26 protein-coding genes are annotated in these 21,921 nt (G+C 44.9%); 21 read left to right on the forward strand and 5 right to left on the reverse strand.

The window, feature by feature from the left end; all coding sequences use genetic code 11:
- The 5 genes from K9N75_RS06035 to K9N75_RS06055 are packed head-to-tail and all read left to right on the forward strand — an operon-like array spanning window position 1 to window position 5,717.
- On the forward strand, window positions 1–495 hold the full coding sequence (locus K9N75_RS06035) for a hypothetical protein (protein ID WP_224452352.1): 495 nt from the start codon (window positions 1–3) through the stop codon (window positions 493–495).
- Between the two features lie 2 nt (window positions 496–497).
- Complete coding sequence (locus K9N75_RS06040; RefSeq protein ID WP_224452353.1) at window positions 498–968, forward strand: DUF1833 family protein; 471 nt, start codon at window positions 498–500, stop codon at window positions 966–968.
- Between the two features lie 3 nt (window positions 969–971).
- A complete protein-coding gene (locus tag K9N75_RS06045) occupies window positions 972–1,403 on the forward strand; it encodes an NlpC/P60 family protein (RefSeq protein ID WP_224452354.1) in 432 nt (143 codons plus the stop codon).
- Window positions 1,351–3,816 carry a host specificity factor TipJ family phage tail protein gene (locus tag K9N75_RS06050; RefSeq protein ID WP_224452355.1) on the forward strand — a complete coding sequence of 822 codons (2,466 nt, stop codon included), beginning with the start codon at window positions 1,351–1,353 and terminating at the stop codon, window positions 3,814–3,816. The genes K9N75_RS06045 and K9N75_RS06050 overlap by 53 nt, the downstream gene beginning before the upstream one ends.
- A 56-nt stretch (window positions 3,817–3,872) precedes the next feature.
- Window positions 3,873–5,717 (forward strand): tail fiber/spike domain-containing protein, encoded by a 1,845-nt coding sequence (locus K9N75_RS06055; RefSeq protein WP_224452356.1) that lies wholly within the window; start codon window positions 3,873–3,875, stop codon window positions 5,715–5,717.
- A gap of 56 nt (window positions 5,718–5,773) precedes the next feature.
- Here K9N75_RS06055 and K9N75_RS06060 read toward each other — a convergent pair whose 3' ends face one another.
- The 4 genes from K9N75_RS06060 to K9N75_RS06075 all read right to left on the reverse strand — a co-directional run bounded on the left by K9N75_RS06060 (window position 5,774) and on the right by K9N75_RS06075 (window position 9,290).
- The gene (locus tag K9N75_RS06060) at window positions 5,774–7,234 is read right to left on the reverse strand and encodes a glucosyltransferase domain-containing protein (protein ID WP_224452357.1); all 1,461 of its coding nucleotides are present in this window, start codon (window positions 7,232–7,234) and stop codon (window positions 5,774–5,776) included.
- Window positions 7,224–8,150, reverse strand: a complete 927-nt coding sequence (locus K9N75_RS06065; protein WP_224452358.1) for a glycosyltransferase family 2 protein — start codon at window positions 8,148–8,150, stop codon at window positions 7,224–7,226. The genes K9N75_RS06060 and K9N75_RS06065 overlap by 11 nt, the downstream gene beginning before the upstream one ends.
- Window positions 8,147–8,512, reverse strand: a complete 366-nt coding sequence (locus K9N75_RS06070; protein ID WP_224452359.1) for a GtrA family protein — start codon at window positions 8,510–8,512, stop codon at window positions 8,147–8,149. Before K9N75_RS06070 ends, K9N75_RS06065 begins: the two co-directional genes overlap by 4 nt.
- Window positions 8,513–8,621: 109 nt before the next feature.
- Window positions 8,622–9,290, reverse strand: a complete 669-nt coding sequence (locus tag K9N75_RS06075) for a P22AR C-terminal domain-containing protein (RefSeq protein WP_224452360.1) — start codon at window positions 9,288–9,290, stop codon at window positions 8,622–8,624.
- A gap of 457 nt (window positions 9,291–9,747) precedes the next feature.
- Between K9N75_RS06075 and K9N75_RS06080 the strand changes: the two genes are divergently transcribed.
- From K9N75_RS06080 to K9N75_RS06105, 6 genes are all read left to right on the forward strand, one after another.
- A complete protein-coding gene (locus K9N75_RS06080) occupies window positions 9,748–10,197 on the forward strand; it encodes a hypothetical protein (RefSeq protein WP_035504276.1) in 450 nt (149 codons plus the stop codon).
- A gap of 417 nt (window positions 10,198–10,614) precedes the next feature.
- A complete protein-coding gene (locus K9N75_RS06085; protein ID WP_130933516.1) occupies window positions 10,615–11,814 on the forward strand; it encodes a tyrosine-type recombinase/integrase in 1,200 nt (399 codons plus the stop codon).
- A gap of 356 nt (window positions 11,815–12,170) precedes the next feature.
- Window positions 12,171–13,142, forward strand: coding sequence for a DUF6387 family protein (locus tag K9N75_RS06090; RefSeq protein ID WP_130933515.1), 972 nt, complete (start codon window positions 12,171–12,173; stop codon window positions 13,140–13,142).
- 109 nt (window positions 13,143–13,251) lie between these two features.
- On the forward strand, window positions 13,252–13,458 hold the full coding sequence (locus K9N75_RS06095) for a helix-turn-helix transcriptional regulator (RefSeq protein WP_130933514.1): 207 nt from the start codon (window positions 13,252–13,254) through the stop codon (window positions 13,456–13,458).
- A gap of 99 nt (window positions 13,459–13,557) precedes the next feature.
- Entirely contained in the window at window positions 13,558–14,073 is a 516-nt protein-coding gene (locus K9N75_RS06100) for a hypothetical protein (RefSeq protein ID WP_130933513.1), read from the forward strand.
- Window positions 14,070–14,693 (forward strand): ORF6N domain-containing protein, encoded by a 624-nt coding sequence (locus K9N75_RS06105; protein ID WP_130933512.1) that lies wholly within the window; start codon window positions 14,070–14,072, stop codon window positions 14,691–14,693. The genes K9N75_RS06100 and K9N75_RS06105 overlap by 4 nt, the downstream gene beginning before the upstream one ends.
- A 633-nt stretch (window positions 14,694–15,326) precedes the next feature.
- Here K9N75_RS06105 and K9N75_RS06110 read toward each other — a convergent pair.
- Window positions 15,327–15,509 (reverse strand): YlcI/YnfO family protein, encoded by a 183-nt coding sequence (locus tag K9N75_RS06110; RefSeq protein WP_224452361.1) that lies wholly within the window; start codon window positions 15,507–15,509, stop codon window positions 15,327–15,329.
- Window positions 15,510–15,702: 193 nt separating this feature from the next.
- Between K9N75_RS06110 and K9N75_RS06115 the strand changes: the two genes are divergently transcribed.
- The 10 genes from K9N75_RS06115 (at window position 15,703) to K9N75_RS06160 (ending at window position 21,911) form a co-directional block, all read left to right on the forward strand.
- On the forward strand, window positions 15,703–15,966 hold the full coding sequence (locus K9N75_RS06115; protein ID WP_193764132.1) for a host cell division inhibitor Icd-like protein: 264 nt from the start codon (window positions 15,703–15,705) through the stop codon (window positions 15,964–15,966).
- On the forward strand, window positions 15,959–16,129 hold the full coding sequence (locus K9N75_RS06120; protein ID WP_193764127.1) for a hypothetical protein: 171 nt from the start codon (window positions 15,959–15,961) through the stop codon (window positions 16,127–16,129). Before K9N75_RS06115 ends, K9N75_RS06120 begins: the two co-directional genes overlap by 8 nt.
- Window positions 16,122–16,355: a hypothetical protein gene (locus K9N75_RS06125; protein ID WP_130933510.1), complete on the forward strand. Its 234-nt coding sequence runs from the start codon at window positions 16,122–16,124 to the stop codon at window positions 16,353–16,355. Before K9N75_RS06120 ends, K9N75_RS06125 begins: the two co-directional genes overlap by 8 nt.
- Complete coding sequence (locus K9N75_RS06130) at window positions 16,348–17,139, forward strand: ORF6N domain-containing protein (RefSeq protein WP_130933509.1); 792 nt, start codon at window positions 16,348–16,350, stop codon at window positions 17,137–17,139. Before K9N75_RS06125 ends, K9N75_RS06130 begins: the two co-directional genes overlap by 8 nt.
- Complete coding sequence (locus K9N75_RS06135; protein WP_004092362.1) at window positions 17,136–17,441, forward strand: hypothetical protein; 306 nt, start codon at window positions 17,136–17,138, stop codon at window positions 17,439–17,441. The genes K9N75_RS06130 and K9N75_RS06135 overlap by 4 nt, the downstream gene beginning before the upstream one ends.
- A 79-nt stretch (window positions 17,442–17,520) precedes the next feature.
- On the forward strand, window positions 17,521–17,889 hold the full coding sequence (locus tag K9N75_RS06140; RefSeq protein WP_130933508.1) for a hypothetical protein: 369 nt from the start codon (window positions 17,521–17,523) through the stop codon (window positions 17,887–17,889).
- Window positions 17,889–18,509, forward strand: a complete 621-nt coding sequence (locus K9N75_RS06145; RefSeq protein ID WP_130933507.1) for a hypothetical protein — start codon at window positions 17,889–17,891, stop codon at window positions 18,507–18,509. The genes K9N75_RS06140 and K9N75_RS06145 overlap by 1 nt, the downstream gene beginning before the upstream one ends.
- Before the next feature lie 9 nt (window positions 18,510–18,518).
- Entirely contained in the window at window positions 18,519–18,875 is a 357-nt protein-coding gene (locus tag K9N75_RS06150) for a hypothetical protein (protein WP_004092356.1), read from the forward strand.
- A complete protein-coding gene (locus K9N75_RS06155; RefSeq protein ID WP_224452362.1) occupies window positions 18,868–21,570 on the forward strand; it encodes a TOPRIM and DUF927 domain-containing protein in 2,703 nt (900 codons plus the stop codon). Before K9N75_RS06150 ends, K9N75_RS06155 begins: the two co-directional genes overlap by 8 nt.
- Complete coding sequence (locus K9N75_RS06160) at window positions 21,570–21,911, forward strand: single-stranded DNA-binding protein (RefSeq protein WP_004092354.1); 342 nt, start codon at window positions 21,570–21,572, stop codon at window positions 21,909–21,911. The genes K9N75_RS06155 and K9N75_RS06160 overlap by 1 nt, the downstream gene beginning before the upstream one ends.
- The last annotated feature ends 10 nt before the right edge of the window (window positions 21,912–21,921 follow it).

The raw sequence follows: 21,921 nt of genomic DNA on the forward strand, positions 1-21,921 counted from the left end.
ATGGCTATTCCATACCCAGATTGGCTGCCACTGGCGCAGAAGTCTGACAAAAGTCCGGCGACGGATACCGGATTCAGAACAGATCAGCCTCTTGTCGGTGCGCCAATCTTCCAGAAATTAACCGACGATTTAAAAACGTCGTTCTCTCTCAAGTGGATATTCACGTTCACACAACACCGCGCATTCATGCAGTGGCTGCGCAGTCCAAACTATCTCGATAACTGTAACCAGTGGTTCTCTATGCGCCTTAACAACGGTACCGGAGACACTGGCATTGAGGTTCAGGAGCTGCATTTCACGGCATGGCCAACATGGAACCAGACGGGAAATATTTTCACATGGTCGGGGAATGTCATCTGCCGGAAGCTGAATAACGCTGATGATGAGTTTGACGACATCATTGTTGAGCTGCCACCGCCGTGGGATAGCTGGCTGGATATTATCGTCACTGGCTATCCTGATGACCGCGATCCGGAATCACTACCGAGGGTGTAATAATGCCAACACTGCGAGAGTATCGGGCCCAGCGCCCGAACCGGATAATTTATGAGGCTATTGAGTTTCATCATGTGTCTTTTGGCAGCTTCTATCTAGTCAACAACCAAGTCTTCCCGAAAACGCTCGGCGGCGTGGAGTATAAGCCATGCCGATTTGAGCTTTCGGAAAGTCAGCAAAGCAGCACACCAATCATCGATTCAACGATTAAGTTCAGTCGTTTGGCGCAGGACTTTAAGCAACAGTTGAAGGTCTGGCGTTCGTATAGTCGCATTGAACCGATCACCGTTACCTATCGGCTGTTTGACTCTAAAGACATGACAATAGCGATCAAGGAGTGGCAGTTGTACGTCAAAGACTGCTCCCTTGATGCTGATAACGTCAACGTCTCTTTATCAATGACAAATCCGCTCAATACTAACGTGGCGTTGCTGTATGACCCAGCCGATTGGCCCGGTCTCGAAATCGGATAAACCATGAATAAATCTGACTTTATCAAACGGATGATCGGCGTTCCGTGGGCTAACCGCGCCTGTTCGATGGAGGCTTGTGACTGCTGGGGACTTGTCGCGCTGTATTACAGGCATGTTCTCGGCAAAGAAGTGCATCACAAGGCTGGGTATGAAAGTAACCGTGATTTCCTGACCTGCTACAGAGAAGAGGTGGTGTTTTGGCAACGGGAGAAAGTACCCGTAGAGGATGGCATTTTTGTTGGCTACATGGGGCGTAGAGCGGAGCACGTAGGTTTAGTGCTCAGTGGGATGGCATTACATAGCCGCGGCCTCAATGGCTCGGTTAGGCTCGATAAGCTGCGCGTAATTGAAAAGGTATTCACTAAAGTGGAGTTTTATTCGTATGGCACTTCTAGAAATCCAGCACTTGCCCGGGGTGCCGAAGGAGAGAATTGAGCTGGCAAACGGCTCTAACTTTTATAATTGGTTGGTGCAGCAAGCGTTTGATAGAGATATTGCAATCGTCATCAATGGCGTATTGGCAGACGAGGAAACCGAGCTTTCGTTTGAACTCACAGAGTTGCATCGCATCCAGATATTCAATCAGCCGCGCAGCATAGTCAGCGATATCCTGAGTCCGGTCTTCAAACTCGTCACCAAAGTATTTTCGTTCTTAGCGCCTAAACCTTCATTCTCGACGTCTGCGGATAATAACGCAAAAGAAAGCCCAAATAATAAGCTGACCGGTCAAACAAATATCGCCCGCACATATCAAGCTAGGCCTGATATTTATGGGCAGGTTCGCTCATTCCCAGACTTAATCCAGCAGTCTATGTTCGAGTTTACTGACAACATCAAGTACGTTACTGAATGGATGAATTTTGGGATCGGGCAATATACGGTTGAGAGTGTGCGCTACTCAGAGTCAAGTCTGGGTTCGATTGCTGGCGCTAGCTACCAGTTCTATCCGCCCGGCACCGTCATCCCAGAAATCATTCAGGGATTCGAGTTTGATGACGTTGACGGGCAGGAGGTGCTGGGGCCGAACGAAGACAATAGCGAGCAAGTAGCAACCGCAACCACTAATGATGTTGTATCAGGTACGATAACTGGCACATCAGCGGCAGTTAAAATCGTTCAGTCACCAGATTTCGACTATTTCTTTGACATCCCAAAGCCGCTGCCAGTGCAGGTTACCGTTAATGTTACGCGCCATCTGGCGTCCGGCGATGTGACTGAAGATGTAACGTTTTCAGCGTCTCTAGATTCCGCTACTGAATCTGATGATGGCGCAGTTATCGACCCCGTTAACTACTTCACCTTCCAACTTTCATCAATCAACAGTCCTGTCGAGATTCCTGCGGGTTCGACAATCAATAACACGATATTCACGCTGACTGAAAACAAGGGGAATATCTCTGGGCCATACTTCGCGGCGATTGAGGGAGATGAGCTGTGGGTGCATCTGCAGGCTCAACTTGGAAAGCGAGAGGGCGCTGACTTTTTGCTTGAATACTGGGCTGTTGATGATGATAACAACATAATATCTCCAACCTATAGCTACTCTGGCTATGTTTTCAACGCTAGCGATAGTCGCGCCGATTACATATACGGCACATTCAAGTTTACTCCGCCTTACGGCAACGCACGATATGCGTTCCAACTGCGAAAGACCAACAACAGCTCTGATAGTAATCTTCTGCAAATAGCCGAGGCACACTCAGTCACGCGACGCAAGAATGTGACCTATCCAAATGACACTCTTGTGAAAGTCACGGTGCGCGCAACTGAACAGGCCACCGGCTCACGTGATCGCAAATACAACGCACTCGTTACACGTCACACAATCAGCTATGACATCAATACTCGCACTGTTGACTATACGCTCAGGCCGTCGCGCAGCTTTGCTGATGCGGTCGCGCATGAGTGGCTGGTCATAGGTAAGCAACCAGAAGACACGATAGACCTTTACGAGTTGTACAGCATCTATCAGTCATTGCCGGATCCGTTGTTGGGATACTTCGACTATACGTTTGACGATGAAGACATCTCACTAGGTAACCGTGTAGAGACCATCTGCAATGCGGCTAGGGTGATCGCGTACTGGGACGACGGCGTTCTGACCTTCGCACGGGATGAGCGCAAAGAGTTTCCATCTGCTGTATTCAACAGAGCAAACATCGTCGCTGATGAGTACAAGATCAGTTACGACATGACGATGCCGGGTGGCTACGACGGTGTAGAAATCGAGTATGTCAGTCCGAAGACAAACAAGAAAACCTACATCCGGTACCGCATTAGTGACACGGGAATTGTTGAGCAAGCGGCATCATCGCCGCTCAAGATATCGTTGAGTGGTTGCCGCAACGAGTACCAAGCAAGGGATAGGGCGCTTCTGGAAGTTAACCGGTTGGTCAGCTCACGCATGAAGATGAACATGAAGACACTGGCCGATGGGGAATATGTTTCACCGGGCGAGATGATTGTTGTTGCTGACACTTACGACACAAACCAGCAAGCTGGCTATATTGTTGCGCGGAACGGAAATGACTTTGATACAAGCGAACAGATTAACTTTGCGGGCGACATGTACGTCAGGGTGACTGACTCGATCGGCAACTCTACGGACAAAATCAGAGCTTATCCACGTACCGATACCAAGTTTGGATTCACCGCAGCAGTACCGAATATCACGCTCAACATTTTCGACGGCTACAACGTTCAATCACCATCTCGCTATGTCATCGCCACCACGGAAGAAATGGAGGCTATGCGCTGGCGAGTATCAGATAAGAAACCCAACTCTGACGGTACGTTTTCATTGACGTGTGACGAGTATTTCGACGCTAACCCAGACTATAACGTCTAACCAACATCTACCTTCAATAGCCCAGCCATAGCGCTGGTTTTTTTTATGGAAAAATTATGGCCACTACACCGACACAAGATGCAGTTCCAAGTGAATCACCACGCGACTTAAAATTTAACGCTGGGAAAATTGACGAGTTCGTAACATCTTCAGGATGGACTTACACCGATCGCTTTGGCAATAAACACTACACCATTGAAGGCATTAATTACCTAGCCCAACAGGTAATGAACTCGTTTGGGTATGTCACCCTTACAGGTGTGTCATTCACTACTGGCGCGACAGTAACAAAACCAAATGAAGTTTTATTCAACGAGGCGAATAACGAATATTACAAATGGACTGGCTCTTTTTCCTCGGGGCCTAAAGTCGTTCCCGCCAACTCAACGCCAGAATCAACCGGTGGCATCGGTGCTGGAAAGTGGCTGAGTGTTGGTGATTCTACTTTGCGCGGTGAGCTGGCTGCGGAAGGTGGTGCGGAGATGGTGGGTTATGGTCAAACTACCGTTAAAGGCGCTTTGGATGAGTTAAACCAAGCTAACTCCGGCCTATATGATAAAGATGGCTTTAACCTTGTTGGTCGATTCCTAAATCTGTCTGAGTTGAGATCAAAGGTTCCGGCAGCGGCGGGGCAGATTGTCTATGTAGCTTCAGCGGCAAGCGCTACAGCAACAGAGAAGCACTATGGCGGTGGTTACTTCCAGTCTTTCGACAATAGCACCTCACCGATTGCTGATGATGGTGGGATAGTGATTGTGCCGACAACTGGAGCGTTGGCGTGGCGGAGGATTGTGGAAGGTAATGTTTGGGTTGAGTTTTTTGGTGCAAAGCCTATAAATGGCTTCGATAACGCTTCTGCAATAGCTAAGGCCATGTCATATGGATATGACCATAGCACGCCAATTCATTTCATGGCAGGAAAGTATCAAACATCTCAGAGTCCAGTAGCAAAGACATGGTCTGGAATTATTGGGCAAGGTCAGAATAAAACAATTATATCTAAAACAACAAATAACCCATACATAATAATATCAGGTCTATCTGTAGATGCTCTATTGATTCTACTTCCTAAGACATTTGTAGTTGACGGGCTTGATGGAGACAACTATGCAAATGGAATTGAGATTCAAGGAATAACTTTACAACGAGAAGGAATTGCTGACCGAACCAATCAGCCAACATATGGTATCTATGCTCCTTATATGGCATCAAGCCTTTTAAGAGATCTTAGGGTTGAATGTGGTTATTATGGATTTTGGGGAGAGGATTGCTTCTCAAATATTTTTGAAAGATGTGGGTTCTTAGGGCTAGCTATAGGACAATTCATTGGATTCTATTTAGGTAAAGTAAGAAATGGAGTCTACAATCTTTCTGGAACAAGTAATCTTTTAGATCAGGTAGGAGTAGTTAACTATCAGATTGGCTTTGAAATTGATTCACAGCAATATACAACAATGAATTGCTGTACTGCTGATTCTATATTCCCTATGACAGGAACATCAGAGACGATATCTAGAGCTTATTTTTTCCATAATCCGCATGGTATAACTATGAATGGTTGTGGTAGCGAGGGAGTAAAAGGAGAGAGACTAACTGTAGTGCAGGCTGCTACATCTATATATGATGGGACAATGGTAATAAATGGTTGTCAATTTCAAGTTGTCCCTTCAAACCCACCAATTTCATTTCCAATATTTAGATTTGAGAACCAAGGTACAAATTCATTCAATCTCTACATAACTGTTAACTCATCAAACTTTCGCCGTGATTCAACGACAACTCCAAATTTAACTAAAGGCTATGTTTATGGAGGGACAGGAGCTGTAACAGTAGTAAGGTTCATAGCATCTGTTCTTGAGGAACCTATAACGTCAGGAAATGTTGATGTTAAGTTAATTTAGGTATAAGAAAGCCGTTAACATTTTGATGGTTAACGGCCTTAATTTAATTGTGTAATTTATTTACATAATGAATTATCAAAACTCACCATTACATTATCATCATCACGATAAATATTTATATCATTAGATGAATAAATCAATGTTGACTTACAATAGTTCTTCATAAACATAGATACTTTTTGACTGGAAAAGTCAGGATATTTTTGATTTACACCTCTAATCTTGAGGTATACATGAGAACCGTACCAGTTATAGAAGTAGTCGAGCACTATTGTTTTGAATAGTGGATAATTTAATTGTGAATTAAGTAGTATAGGGGATTTTGGAGAACTACCATCAAACATAACATTAACACTATTTTCGGGGGTGTTTTTTAACGCTAACCCAATTATTTCAGCGACGTACTTATTTTTATCATCCTGTGCTCGTAAAGCATTTCCATAGGAGTAGAATAGAGTAAATATATAAAAAATAAATATTAAAAGTATAACATTAACAGCTTTTGTGTTATTTATGGACAGATATAAAATGGTAAAGACAAATAGAAAAAGACCGTTAAAACCAATGTAAACCCTTGCAAAAGTCGTTAGAGGCGTTTCAAGGAAAAGTAATGAAATCATTGATGATATGAAAGTCAACGGTAATGATAGCACTACCATTAACGCCAAAAAAACAGAAGCTTTACACTTGTTTTTTTTAAAGTATACAAAAAATAATTTAATAGCAAGTGCAAATGATACAATGAAACTACCAATTAATAACTCTCTTCCATATTCAGGGGTTAAATTGTTAGTGTAGAAATCATAATAAATAGTGAAATTTTTGTGAATGATCTCTATGATATTTGTAGCAATCCCAGGATGGTTTTGGCTGTTGTCATTAACATGAGTTAACGGCAATACAAATTTCATATATATAATAGCACCAACTAATACTTCAATAACTCGAAATGCTATTGATTGTATTATGTTTATTGGGGTTTCATTGTTTTTTATTTTTACAAACATCTCTATAGAAATTAATATTAATACTATATTGATAGATGCTTGATAAAATGAAAATACAATGGTTATAAAGGCAGAGTGTAAAATAAATGAAAGTGCCTTATTATTATAGTTTATGCAAATAAATGAAAAGGCAAAAAATATCGAAGCCGATATGGTTAAACTATCAAATCTGTATGATAGGGGTTCAATTAAAAATGGACTTAATAAAAATGATAATGGTAAAAATAGATAATGCCTTTCTGAATTAAAAACTTTAATATGAAATAGATAAAATGAAATAGATAATAGCAAACATGCTATTATTAGAGGCAGTGGTGCCAAGTCAGTTAGATGATTGTTAAAATTAAGGATAATCATTAATCTATCTGATAATGGCCGGCCATCAATACCCCAATAAGTTACTCCGCTCATTGCTCTGCTCATATCATCGCTGTAGTAAACATTTGCAAGTATTAATGGTAGCGCAAGTAAGAATATGCTTAATAAGTAAATCTTAATGTTATTTTTCATTTTTTAAGCTCTTTAAGAGATATTTTGGTCTTTGTTTTGTCTCAATGTAAATTCTTCCAATGTACTCACCAAGAACACCTATCCCAATGAGTTGGACGCCACCAAGGAAAAGAATCGCAGTCATTAATGATGGGTAGCCGGGCACAGGGTTTCCCCAAATAAGCTTATCTACTACCATCCATGCTGCATATAGAAAAGCAAAGGCGGAAACGCCAAGACCTATGTACGTCCAAATACGAAGTGGGAATGTTGAGAAGCTAGTTATTCCCTCAAGCGCTAGATTCCATAGTTTCCACCCATTAAATTTAGATTCACCAGCGCAGCGCTCGGCACGTGAATATTCAACGACCTCAGTTTTACCGCCAACCCATGACAAGATACCTTTCATGAATAGGTTGCGTTCTGGAAGTTGTTTAATATTCTCAACTGTTTCTCGCGACATTAAGCGGAAGTCGCCGACATTCTCTTCGATTTTTGGTGTGCTGATTTTATTGTGAAGTTTGTAGAACATTTCAGCAGACTTGCGTTTCAGATGCCCGTCAGTAGATCGGTCTGTTCGCTTGGCTAGAACCATATCTGCGCCATCTTTCCACTTCTCAATCAGAAAGGGGATAACCTCAATCGGGTCTTGCAGGTCAACATCGATAGGGATGACGGCTTCGCCAGTGGCATGGTCTAGTCCAGCAAATAATGCGGGCTCTTTGCCAAAGTTTCGAGTGAAGCTTAACGGTTTAACTAATTCATCGGAAATAGCTAGCGCATTAATAATATTTTCAGTTGAGTCTTTGCTACCGTCATTGATGAATACAATCTCAACCTCATATTCTTTTAGAGGGTGATATTCACGAACTGCTTTATAAAAAATAGGTATCGTGTCCTCTTCATTGAAGACTGGAACAACCAACGAGATTTTCACTGTTTTTCACTCCGGAAAACTATGAACTTAGAATAGAAGAATCCGCAAACTAGGCTAATCGCTGAGAAGGAAACAAGAGTAAAGATTGGTGGTAAACCACATGTTTCCGAAGCCCAGCCGGTGGCAACACTAAGCACCCCCATAAAACCAATGTAAAGCATATACCTCATGGTTGTTGTTTGGGCTTTGAATGTGAAGCGTGCATTTGCGAAGAAAGAGAAGGTCACAGCAACACAGAACGCAGCAAAGTTGCTGAGGGCTTGATCATCCTTAACACCATAGAAAATTATGGCAAAAACCATCCAATGAATGGCCGTGTTCACAACACCCACAGATATGTATCTGGAAAAAAGCTTAAGCATTTGTCAATAAGAGTAATTTTAAGTGATGGCAGAGTTTAGCATTTGAGAAGCTTCTGATCAGCTATTGATCGCATGTCACCCTCACTTATGAGGGTTACATCGGGTGGGGTTAGTGCTTAAAATCCCTAATGTATGGAAGTATGCGTTGCCAGTTATGCGAGATACGCTGCTGATTTTCAATATGCATAGATTCACGCGCTAAAGCTTTCTGCGCATTGTTTAGCGTGTAGTTGAACTCGCATCCAATATCGTAAAAGCGACCAGCATACTTTGATCCAAGGTCTACCAGTATGGGGTATAGCTTCCTAGCATCGGTTCGCATTTTGTCTGCCGTGCTCCACAGGTAACACAGGGAGCAGAATTCTTCGTCTGACAGGGTGATCGTGTGAGTTTGTGGTTTTACTGTGGCTACTTCTTGGCTATTTGCTTTCTGGCTGAAATAGCAATCTTCCAGCTTCTCGAACACTTCCCACGCCTGATCTGTTTCCAGCATCTTTGCATGTCTCGCTGCGCCGCGTTCTGTCCAAAGTATTAGGTGCTTAGCTCTGGATGCGACTAAGTTACTTTGAGTAACCTTGTCCTTAAACTCCCTTAGAGCAGCGCCCTCCAGCTTGAAGTAGTGTTTACCACAAATGAATCTATCGGCGTTCCGAGTGTAATTTACTTTGATGTTATTGGTGTCAGTGCCATACAGTTTTGCTAATAGCTCAGTAGTTATAACAGGAGTGTTTTTATATGTTACTGGGGATAGGGTTTCAGCAGAAATGTGAGTGGTCATGACGACCTCCGGTGGTAGATTTTATTTTTATCACCACCGTAAGGTGCAAATCATATGGTGGTGAGACGTACAGGGTTTGCACTACCGGAATCTACCGACCGGCGAGCCTTTCGGCTCCCCCGTACGCCCCACCATTGTTCAGATATGCGGGGGCACTACGACATAAAAAAACACGCTCGCGGCGTGTCATTTGGTCGCGGTAGAATTCTAGGTGGGGTGCAAATCCCGACACCTGATTTTGCAGGTGCATCGAGAATATAGCCCACAGTGAATACCGCGTCAAATGTTGGGCACACCTACACAAAAAGTGTAGGTGTGGTTTTACACTAAAGGTGCAAAACCTAAAATGTGGAAATATAGGTAATTACTAATCACCAAGAACGTTGCTTTTGCATTACCTTGCCTACAACCTCTGCTACCATATGACAACTTGTTGCTTGTCTATGGAATGGGATATATGAATAAGATTGCGGTTATTGGGATTGCCATTGCCACGCTAATTCTCTCTGGCTGTGAGTCACAGCAAATGGCTGATGCAAAGAGAAAAGATGCAGAGTTTGCCAATGCGGTGAAAAACATAAATCTTGAATCTGCTGATGTTGGCTCTATGCCTAGCAATTATAAGGACCTTGTTGAATCATCTATTAAAGCTCAACTAAAGGATCCTGAATCGGCTAAATTTTACGATATGACCAATCCACGCAAAGAGGTGATGGTTGAAAATAGGAATTTTGTTTATGGGTATTCAACATGCGTATATGTTAACGCTAAAAACTCGTATGGCGGATACGCAGGGAAGCAATTGTACTGGGCGTTCTTGAAAAATAATCAGGTATTGCGCATCAAAAATACAAGTGAACCATTTGGTAATATAATCTTTGTAGGAAGACCTATTAACTGCAACTGATTTTGTGCAACCAACCCGCTCCGGCGGGTTTTTCTTTTAGAGCACTATCGCAGATCACCCATGAGTGGCCTGCGGTAATTCTCTGGGACGGATTTGGGACTGGTGACCAAAGGTTGCCTTCAGTCAGTTACCGTAACTTTCCGTGTATTGGGACGTGTGAGCGCCGAGTGGTGCGGTAAGTTACTGGTTTATAAAGTGGATCTATGAACTTCTAAGCCGTAGGTCACAGGTTCGAATCCTGTAGGGCGTACCATCTAAACCTCTCTCAACGTCTTCTAAAGTCTACTAAATCCAGCAACAACAAGCCTTTCATTCGTTTTCTTGTCTCTCAATGTCTACTCACATCTATTGCAATCAACACCAATGTGGGGGTATTAATGGGGGTATTCTAGGTACAATGGAAACTGATACCCCCAAATGAAACTCAATGCCCGCCAGATAGAGACTTCCAAACCTAAAGAAAAACCATACAAGCTTGCCGATGGTGGTGGGCTTTTTCTGTTGGTTAAGCCAAACAACTCGAAGTTATGGCAGATGAAATATCGAATAGCTGGACGAGAAAAACTTTTATCAATTGGTCCTTATCCTGACGTGTCCCTTGCTGATGCTCGCCAAAAGCGACAGGAGGCTAAAAGCATTATTGCTGCTGGTGGTGATCCTAGTCAGGAGAAGAAAGCAGATAAAATTGCAAAGCAGACGGCTATCAATAACAGCTTTGAAGCTCTAGCCAGAGAATGGCATGAATACAAAAGACCGAACTGGTCTGAGGGATATGCAGCCGACATCCTAGAGGGGTTACAGAACGATGTATTTCCAGCTGTAGGTAAGAGGCCTATAGCAGAGATAAAACCTTTGGAGATGCTTGAAGCGCTTAGAAAGATGGAAAAGCGTGGTGTTCTCGATAAATTAAAAAAGCTACGGCAAGCCTGCAATCAAATTTTTAGATATGCCATTGTTACTGGCAGGGCTGAGGTTAATCCAGCAGCTGAGCTTACTGGTGCATTATCTTCGCCAAAAGCTAAACACTTCCCACATCTGCTCGCAGACGAGCTACCAGCCTTCCTACAGGCACTTTCACAATATAGCGGCAGCAGCATTACCAGAATAGCTACAAAGCTCCTGATGCTTACTGGAGTGCGCACGATTGAGCTTAGAGCTGCAATGTGGAGTGAGTTCGATCTTGATAAGGCTGTGTGGGAGGTTCCCATTGTGCGTATGAAGATGAAACGCCCTCACTTAGTGCCACTTTCTAGTCAGGCTCTAGCTCTAATCCAAGAGCTACAGCAGATCACTGGTCGGTTTCAGTTTGTTTTTCCCGGACGTAATGATTCCAGAAAGCCAATTAGTGAAGCGAGCATTAATCAGGTGATTAAACGTATTGGGTATGATGGAAAAGCTACAGGGCATGGTTTCCGGCACACAATGAGCACGATATTACATGAGCAGGGCTTTAACTCTGCTTGGATCGAGACTCAGTTGGCCCATGTGGACAAGAACAGCATACGAGGTACGTACAACCATGCTCAGTATCTTGATGGGCGCAGAGAAATGCTGCAGTGGTATGCCGATTACATAGATAGCCTTGAGTTAGGACTGCCAGCCAGAAAGAAGGCTTAATAGTTCAATTTACTCACGTGCGTAGAAAGTAGGTCGGTTAGGTTGGTTAAGTCGGTTAATGGTTATGTTTTATAGATATATTAATTAGTTACGCTCTAGTATTTAACCGACCATTACCCGACTTTAGCCTCATTTAACCGACCTTATGCATTGTGGCTGGCTATACATACAGTTTTGATAACTTAATTTGAACTATTCGACTCAATTTTGTGATCCCAAACAATAACTGTGATTTTATACAGTGTTTATTGTTGGTAGCCTATGGTGGACTACGGTAGACTTATATCCATAAAGCTATGTATCGGTTGCTCCCGAGAACATAGCCGCTTCAACAAATTAGAGGGCTGGATAGAATTATGGTTAGAGTAAAAGCACAAGAAATTTTGTCGTGGTTTGATACGTCAAGATATGGTGAGTTATTGGGGTATACAACAGATCAAATTTTAGATGATATTGAGTTTAGAATCTTTTTACTTTACGAAGGGGATGATAGTGATACACCGATGGGTGTTCAAAATATGAATGAATCTAGATTACGTTTTATTGAAGGTTTAAAAAAAGGTCACGTGGGATCAACATTAGCATATTTACATAGCCTTGATGGAGAGCATATTGAAGTAAATCCTATGTCTGAAGAGGAGAATATGAAAGACATTACCGTGCAGTACAATGGATATCACATAGTTTCACGCGATTACTTTAACGTTTCTCATAGCGATTCATTTACTACTGGCTTAGCATGCATTCCATTTAGTATGGGGGATTTGATTTCATATTATAAAGCGTTGGCAAGACATGGTTATATTGTGGATAACAAAAATGGTACTGTAGAAGTACAGAGCACACATGTAGGTAGAGAAATAACTAACGTAGACTATTTAGGTGAAAGCTTTAGTGGAGAGATAGTCATTAAATTTAATCTTGAAGAATACTCAGATGAGGAGTTAGTAACTGAGTTCAGGGAGATGATTAAGGAGTGGAGAGTAGAGTCCGGAATCAATGAGCCTGACAGGGCTGTTAATAGAATAGGATTGTCTACATTGAAAAAACTAATAACTTATAAAGTCATTCCATTTATGGACTTATTGATCTGGGAGATGGCTTATAAGAAGAAAATTAGTAATGAGATGTATGCAAGGATATTGTTTCCATTGTCTGACTATGATTATGATGTAATGAGTGGGGCTCAAATAAAGGATACAGTAAAACCATTCATTGAAAAAATAATAAACAATGATTTATTACGAGAGATAATTTTTTTCGTAAAGAAAAATGAGTACCTTAAAGATATGCGATTTTTAGATGTACTGAAACTCGCTGAAAATTGATAGGTATGAAATACATTGAAAACTATTTTTTGTGTATATACCTATCAAGAAAGTAAAATAGAACGGAAAATCCCCCTGTTAACTTTAATAGACAAGTACAGGGGGCTACATGTCACAAGCATCACAATCATTAATCCGCATTACAGAAGTGCGGCGCCGTACCGGATTCGGTAAGGCGTGGATCTACCGCCTCATGTCTCAAGGAAAATTCCCCGCATCAGTAAAAATTGGTTCGCGCTCTATTGCCTTCGTTGAAAGCGAAATTGACGAATGGATTAATCAGCGCATTGAAGAATCCCGCAAGGAGGTCGCATAAACACCCTAAGTACATTATTTGCGAGAGTTTGCGGCTGTTTTCATTCATCCTTCGATTGCCGTCGCGACAGCTAACCAAAGCTAAAACGGAGAATAACCAATGAAACTGAAAAAAAGTCCCTTTGTTGGGGAGGGACAGACTCACTCTAAATTCGTCACGAGCGGTATTTTGGTTAATGGCTTACCTATCGAATTAGTTCGCCAGTGGACCGAATATCCAACAAAGCAAAGTTTTGCCGTATCGGTATCTACCGAAGTGCGTCGTCAGCATTACCCGAATGATGCCGTTTTCAGTGAGGCTATGCGTGAGGCGGGATATTTACCGGTTCGTACGAGAAAACTGACTGGAAAGGATGGCCGCTTTTGGTTGTACCGTGTTACAGGCAAAGACAAGGGGGTTGTCGCAGAGAAACCCGCACCGCACAAGGCTTGTAGCGTTTTTGTGCAGGTGTCTGAGCAACCTAGAAAGGCGTTTAAACGTGTCGCGGTCGATGGTAAATGGCTGAATGTCTATGCTGACCACATCCGCTTTCTGACCAAAAAACGTGTGCGTGTTGAAGGTAAGCAGGTAATGGGTTACACGGCTAAAGGCTTGCTGGTGGTGGTATTGGCATGAGTGATTATTTAAATCTGGAAGCTGGCCAGAATGAAATCCTTATTCAGCTTAAACAACTTCCTACCTTGGAATTTAATAGCCAACGCTTAGTGACATTCTCAATGATTGATACTGCTCACCAGCGTCCGAAAGGTACGGCAAAAGCCGCTTTTGGTCGTCATCGCTCGCGGTTCGTTCTGGGGCGCCACTTTTTTGAGCTAACTGGGGACGTAATACGTACTCAGTTGCTTTCAGAATTTTTCCCGAAGCATACCCGCAAGGGGATTGTAATTACTGAAATGGGCTACCTGTTGTTAGTTAAGCCCTTTCAGGACGATCTATCTTGGCTGGTTCAGGAGGAATTGGTGAATGCTTATTTCCGCTGTCAGGAGGCAGTCACTTTCCATCATGTGGAACTACCATCACTGCAAGAGCTGGCTGCCATGCCGGTTGCTGATGCGCAAAGTACTGTAACTCGCGCAGACAAGCATTCTAAGCAACTTCATGGTTCACAGGGCAGTAATGGCATGAACCTGCGGAAGAAGGAACTCAAAGCCCTGCGTCCGGCTGAAAAGTTAGTACATGCGATGGGGCAGATTGGTTTCGATAAGTACAAGTGGGAGGTTCAGCATAATGGCTAATATCTATGGGGTGTGTCCAGAAAGAGCCTTGCAGCACAAAGGCTACAGCGATTTTGTGCAGCATACTAACCCTCTTAAAGAGGGGCTATTGCGACTAGTTTTAAACGAGCCTCAAACCTTGCAGGTAACTATCGGTTACTTACAAAACCAAGCTGCAAATATGCCGCTTGCCTATAGCTCATTGAAAAGTTTTCAAAACCCTAATTCGGGCTTTGCTACTAACTTATTGAAAAAGTTCCAGACTGTGAACTTGCAGTCTGCTCAAACTTTGTGCAACTCTTTTAGAGGTGTGCAAATCACAATCGGTGAAACGCCGAGTTTGAAACTGAAAGCAGATAACTCGTTGATTGGCCTTATCTCTGTTAGAGAACCAGAGTTAGTCAATCCGTTGCTCCAGCTTAATTATCGCGAATCGCGAGAATTGGCTAACTCGTTGATCCAGCTTAATTCCGTCGATTCAACGGAATCGGCTAACTCATCGATTATGTCTAAAACCTGCATTGCAGGGACTTCACCTGGTGTATTGGTGAAGTTTGATTCGGACAATTTTCCTAGCAGGGATGACACGCAGAAGGCGCAAAAAGAAAAAGGCAGCACTGCGAATGCCGCCTTTTTGCATAACGTTGATGGGGATCAGTCGTTATCTTGCTTGGTTTTCTTACGCTGGCGTCGTTTGATTTCGCCCCTAGCAGCAGTAACTAAAAAGCCAGCAGTACTCTCACCATCTTCCTTAACTTGTTCGATTAACTCAAGGTCATCAAGTGGCAGCCTTACAGAAACTTGTAAGGACTTATTGTTCTTTCTTCCCGTTGCCATTACTGGATCTCACTGTGGTAGGTGGTGTTCAGTATGCACGAAAAATTATTCAATACAATCGTTGACGTGGTGTTCACCTGAGAATATATTGGTGGTGTTCACCTTGTTGTTATCATGGTGCATCATCAGCGAAGCCCAGCTGGACGGCAATCCAGTCTGGGCCTCTATCCACAATGTTATCGGAGCTAACACTATGGCATTTACTCATAGTACCCAAACTCGCCCTAAATTTACATACCTGTTCTTGGGCACCCCAAGTGATTTACCTACCTGCACACCCACTGTTCTTCGCGCTGAAGCGGACACGGAAGCAGAAGCACGTGCCAAATTTATTGATTGGGACCTGATCTTTGCAGCACAGATCCGCACGGCTGCACCTTCTCGTCTGCAATTGTTCTCTACTGACGACGGTTTCATGTGGATCTACGAACAACGTCAGGAGGCCAGCCATGCGTAAAGCCAATCGAACTGAACCCGTTGATGCCTTGGGCAAAATCCAAGCATTGGCAGCCGCGGCCGGATACCTCATTTCTACTGAACGAGAAACCCAGCTGTGCTTCGAGCTTATTGACCTGATTGAAGGGATCGCTAGCAAAGTGTTGGAGGAAGAAAATGCCTAACACCCATATCTATCACACTGAGTCAAATGTATTGCTTGGCTTGCAGCGCTCCTTAGACCTGATGAATTGCACCCAACTGATCCTCAATAGTGGCGACAAGAAAATGCAAATGTACGTGCAGTCATTAGTTGATGTTGCTCAGGAGTTGACCCAGCAGGCAGTGAACGCACTGGATTTTGGTGAACAGCCACAGAACAAAGGTGAACAGGGGGTGTGCAATGGCTAAGAAAACCGAGCTGGTGGCTGTTGAAGCCAAAGATCTGCAAGTTATCGAATATCGTGGGAAGCGTGTGGCAACCACAGAGCAGCTAGCGGCGGGGTATGGCACAACGGTGATCCGCATTCAGCAGAACCACACCCGTAATGCAAACCGCTTTGTTGAAGGTAAGCACTTTTTCAAAATCAGCGGAAATGAACTGAAGTCATTCCGACTATCTTTGAGCGAGTCGGTTAATAAACATACAACCTCATTGATTCTCTGGACTGAACGCGGCGCCGCCAACCACGCCAAGATGCTGGAAACCGATCAGGCTTGGGAATACTACAACGACCTGACCGAGTTCTACTTTACTCAGCGTGATGCCAAGTCATTACCTGCACCAGTGGAGCTATCCACGCTGGAAATCATCCAGCTTGCGTTGGAATCTGAAAAAGGCCGATTGGCGGAGAAAGAACGCGCTGATCATGCTGAGCGTACCAAAGGCCAGATTAGCCGCAAGCGTGAGGCATCTGCACTCGGCAAACTGAGTGCCAAGAGTCGCCGCTGTAAGGAGTTGGAAGAAATACTCGGTGAGGGTGTTAAACACGCGACCATCAAGAAAGTCGAGAAGGCTACGGGTGTAAAGGAGACCTACAAGTTTGTTCCGCTGCGTAAGTGGTGTCGTGATAACGGTATGTATGCAAAGGATGTCGTTGATGATCGTTGGGGAAGCGTGAAGGCTTGGCCTGCACAAGCATGGTTGGCAGTTTATAACATCGACCTCAACGTATTATTTGGGGGTAACCTATGAGCCACATCGAAAATGTTTTATCTCGAACTGACTTAGATAAAAAGAACATAGAGTCCCTGAAATATATTCGCCAGCATTCTGAAGCGGCTTACGATGGATTAATCTCGGGGCTTGGTGCTATGGGTAATGCCATATTTTGGGCTTGCGATAATGAAAATTATACCGAGTCGGAAGCAAAAGAGGACTTACGCGGTATTGGTGAAATGATGATTTATATACCCGGCATTATTGCAGCATTGAAATTCAATGCGGATGAAGCGGACTTTAATATTAAGGAACGCGATAAAACACCGAAACGCTAACGCCTATTTTCTTTTAACTATTTTCATTACGGACTCAGTCCGGGGTATCGCTCGGCCTGAATCCGGAGAGGTTCATATTATGAATAAAAACATTGAATCAAATCGTAAGCACATTGCTAATGCTTTTGTGGATTATTGCAAGCGCCGTAATTGCGGCCATTCCGTCTGTGTCGTTACGGTCGGGCGCAAGCAGATTATCTTGGGTGACCTGACGGCTGACGGGGTGCATCGCTGCCTGAAGGACTGCTTTGAGGTTGAGTGCATCAAAAAATACGGAAGGGCAAGTAGCCAGAGTTTATTGGAGTCGACCTATCCGGGAATGTTGAATAAGGACAATACAAAGCTGACGCCAGAAGGGATTGAATTTATGTCATCGCTTATGGCTAACGCCGTCGAAATTGCATTAAAGGACCCGAAAGGCAATCACTTTGGATTGGAGATGTACTAATGAACAATATTATTCATGCCGAATTTGGAAAAAATAAAGATGTCGGTAAATACCGTGTAGAGGCTACTACGGATGGCGTCAATATTATGCGCTCCAACCATGAGGGTATATTTGAACGCGTCGATTTAGTGCCATTTCCCGATGTAATGCGCCGACTGGATGCTGGCGAATGGGAAGAAGAGATCACGTTGTCATTCGATATTATCAAAGCATGGGGCAGTAGCCGAAAAAGCGCAACGGACAGTGATTTATTACTGCTGTGGCGCTGGCTGATTGCTACCGCATTTATACGTGAGCAGCGCGAGGAAAACGGCACTGAGCGAGTTGAATGGCGATCGGGCGAATTCAAGGACTGTGCAATTTATGTCGGCGAACAGGGCAGCATGAATCTCTATCCCCTAGCCGAACGCTTGGCGATGGCGAATAACATCGAAGGGGCACTGATTGAGCGTTTTGGCCCCGAGCAGGGTGTCAAAAATGCCATCGATTTTTACACGATGATGGTTGGTAACGATCGTGGGCTATCGAAGGTCGGGCGTGAAATATTGGCGGATTTGCACGATAGCTTCATTGAACAACTGAACCGTGAAGGTTTACCTACTGCGCCGACGGCTCATTAAGGAGGAAATATGAAACTCATTACCAAGAATTTTCGCCTGAATGCGCTGGCAAACCAGTTCTCAACAGCCATCTTCGACCTTATCCGGCAGCAGAGCGGCGGAGACTGGTTCATTGTCAATGTAGACGGACAGGAGATACGCGTGGAGGTTATTGGTGGCGTTAGCGGAATACGTGATCTGGTGGATGCGTGTTTTCTCGCGGCTCTGAAAGATATTGGCCCTCAGTGGGAGGGGATCGCTATCAAATGGCTGTCGCAGTGCGTTGTTGATGGTGAATTGTCCGAACGGGGCATTGAACTTTGGACATCCATGCGGGCGGATATGGGTGATTCAGTCGCCAGACGTGGAGGAACATTCCATGCGTAATATTGACCTGATCCGTGAAGTGACGGCAGCAGCCACTAATCGTTGGCCAGAGATCCTCGATTTTATCGGCGTAAATGTCCCTGCGTCACCGCGTACACATACGGCTTGCCCTGCGTGCGGCGGTAAAGACCGTTTCCGTTTTGATGATAACGGGCGTGGCTCTCACTTCTGCAACCAGTGCGGGGCGGGGGATGGCTTAGACCTGATAGCCAAGGTCAGGTGTTGTGATATCACAACAGCCGCGCAGCTTGCAGCCGATGCGTTGGGTATTGATTACCGGACAGCCAAAATGCAGGAAGTCACTAGCCAGAGAAAGAGCTTGTCCGCAACCAAGGGGCAAAAAAGCGCTTTGGATCAAGAGCAGCACACCAAGTTTGCCGACCGCTATCGTAAGCTGGGGCAAAAGGTCACGTTCGGCGAAAGCCCGTATTTACAGAGCAAGGGGCTGGAGGGTTTTACTTTCTCTATTCTGCCTGATGGCGGTTTATTACTGCCATTGCGTGATGAGTCAGGCGAAGTTGTTGCAGCACAGACGATTAGCCCATCGGGTGAAAAACGATTAATAGCGGGATCGGCTAAAAAGGGGAGCTTCTACACCATTAATGCCGTGGAAACCCCGCCGTATATTTTGATCGCTGAGGGGCTGGCGACAGCGCTAAGTGTGCATCTCATGCGCCCTGACGCCCTTACTGTGGCGGCTATTGATGCAGGTAACCTGCTACCCGTCGCGCAGGTTTTGAGAGTCAGCCATCCTGATGCACAAATTATTATCGCCGCTGATAATGATTTAGCCGAAGGTGCCAAGAACGTCGGGATCGAACACGCAGAAAAAGCGGCTCTTGCCGTGGCTGGCTGGGTATCGGCACCGCCGACAGACAAAAAGGCGGACTGGGATGACTACCGCCAGCAACATGGTCTAGAAGCAGCCGCAAAAGCTTTTGCATCTGCCCTCTATCAACCTCAGGCGGATATTCAATCCGAACCCACTAAAGGCCACAAAGAGAACGATCTCAAGCCTTACGTGGATAAACGCCGAGAGGGGCTGTACTGGATAGAGCCCAAGCTGGACAACAGTACGAATGAAATCCTCGAAAAGGAATCATGGCTATCGACGTTAGTCAACGTTGTTGGCGTTGGTGAGGATGATGCTGAGCGCTATTTGATACTCGCATGGACACCCGAGGGAACGGACAAAGAGCGTATTGAAGCGATCCCTTTGCGCGATATTGGCGAAAAAGAAGGTTGGGCAAGGATGAAGTCGGGCGGAATGCTGATCACTGCGAAAAGTGGTCTGCGTTCTCTCTTAGCCGATCACCTTCAACGTAGCGGCAACCGCGAGCTGTGGTCTATCGCTAATGCGACCGGTTGGCAGTACGGTGCTTACATTATGCCGGATGCATCCATTATTGGGCGTCCTGAAAGGCCGGTATTGTTCAATGGTCGATCGGCAGTGGCGAAAGGTTACTGCGTAAAAGGTACGGTCGAGAGTTGGAAAGGCAGTGTTGCGAAGCTGGCTTATCGTAATCCATCAATGATGTTGGGCATTGCCTGCGCCTTGTCTGCACCGCTGATCGGTTTAGCGGGGGCTGATGGTTTTGGCGTTCATCTGTTTGGGGGCTCTTCTGCGGGTAAAACGACCACCGCAAATGCAGCCAGTAGTGTTTACGGTGAACCTGATGCATTGAAACTCACATGGTACTCAACGGCACTCGGCCTCGTGAATGAAGCCGCTGCACATAATGATGGTTTTATGCCGTTGGATGAAATCGGTCAGGGTGGCAACCGTCGTGCGGTGGCGGAATCGGCTTATGCACTATTTAACGGAGTAGGGAAAATTCAAGGTGCTAAAGAGGGCGGGAATCGCGACCTTAAACGTTGGCGAGCGATGGCCTTTAGTACTGGGGAAATCGACCTCGAGAGCTACATTCGAGCCGATGGTGGGAAGATCAATGCGGGGCAATTAGTCCGACTCCTTAACGTCCCTATCAGTAAAGCGACAGAGTTTCATGGCTACGCAGATGGTAAGGCGCATGCAGATGCGATGAAGGATGGGTACCAGAATAACTTCGGTGCTATTGGTCGGAAATGGATCGCTTATCTGGCAGAGCACCGCGATCAAGCAGTGAAAGTTGTCAGAGATTCTGAACGTCGCTGGTTGTCATTATTACCCCCTGAAGCGAGTGAGCAAGTTCGACGTGTTGCGAGTCGCTTCGCCATTCTGGATGCCGCATTGTGTCTGTCCTCCGATTTAACGGGGTGGGACGAGTCCGTAAGCCACGATGCATTGCTGCATAGCTTTAATGCGTGGGTTAGTGAGTTTGGCATGGGTAACCGCGAAGCCAAAGCATGGGTTGAGCAGGCCACTGCATTTCTACAGCAGTTTGGTTTGAGTCGGTATTTGCCTTACCCAGACTCTGATCCGCGAGATTTACCCATTAAAAACCTTGCAGGGTATCGTGTCACGAACCGTGTGACGGATGTTATCGCTTTCCACACATGGCCAACGGTATTCAAGGACGAAATAGCGGCGGGTGCTAATTACACGGCCTTTGCCCAAGCGTTGGCAGATGCGGGAATGTTGGACAAACCCAGCAAAGGTATCAGTAAAAAAACACTTAGCCACGGGGGGAAACAATGCCGGTTCGTTGTGTTGAGTTTGCCCATTGATGATTCAGATGATGAGGAGAATGACTAATGACCGCACATATTGCCGCACATGGACGCCTTGTGTCTGACGTGCAATCAAAGGCTACAACCAATGGCAACGCAATGGCATTGGCGCGTATGGCCGTGTCGCTACCTTGCCATGCCGCTGATGATGGGCAGTCCACATTCTGGCTTGCTGTCACCGCTTTTGGAAAACAGGCTGATTTCTTAGCTAAACATGGAAAAGGCGACCTCATTAGCGTTTCCGGTTCAATGAATATCAGCCAATGGACGGGGCAGGATGGGCAAGTGAACACCGGGTATCAGGTACTGGCGGATTCTGTCATTAGCGCCAAAACAGTGCGCAGTGGGGGTAGTCGTCGCCAGTAAGAGACATGGC

The sequence above is a fragment of the Hafnia paralvei genome, assembly GCF_020150375.1.
In the GTDB taxonomy this organism is placed as follows: Bacteria; Pseudomonadota; Gammaproteobacteria; order Enterobacterales; family Enterobacteriaceae; genus Hafnia; species Hafnia paralvei.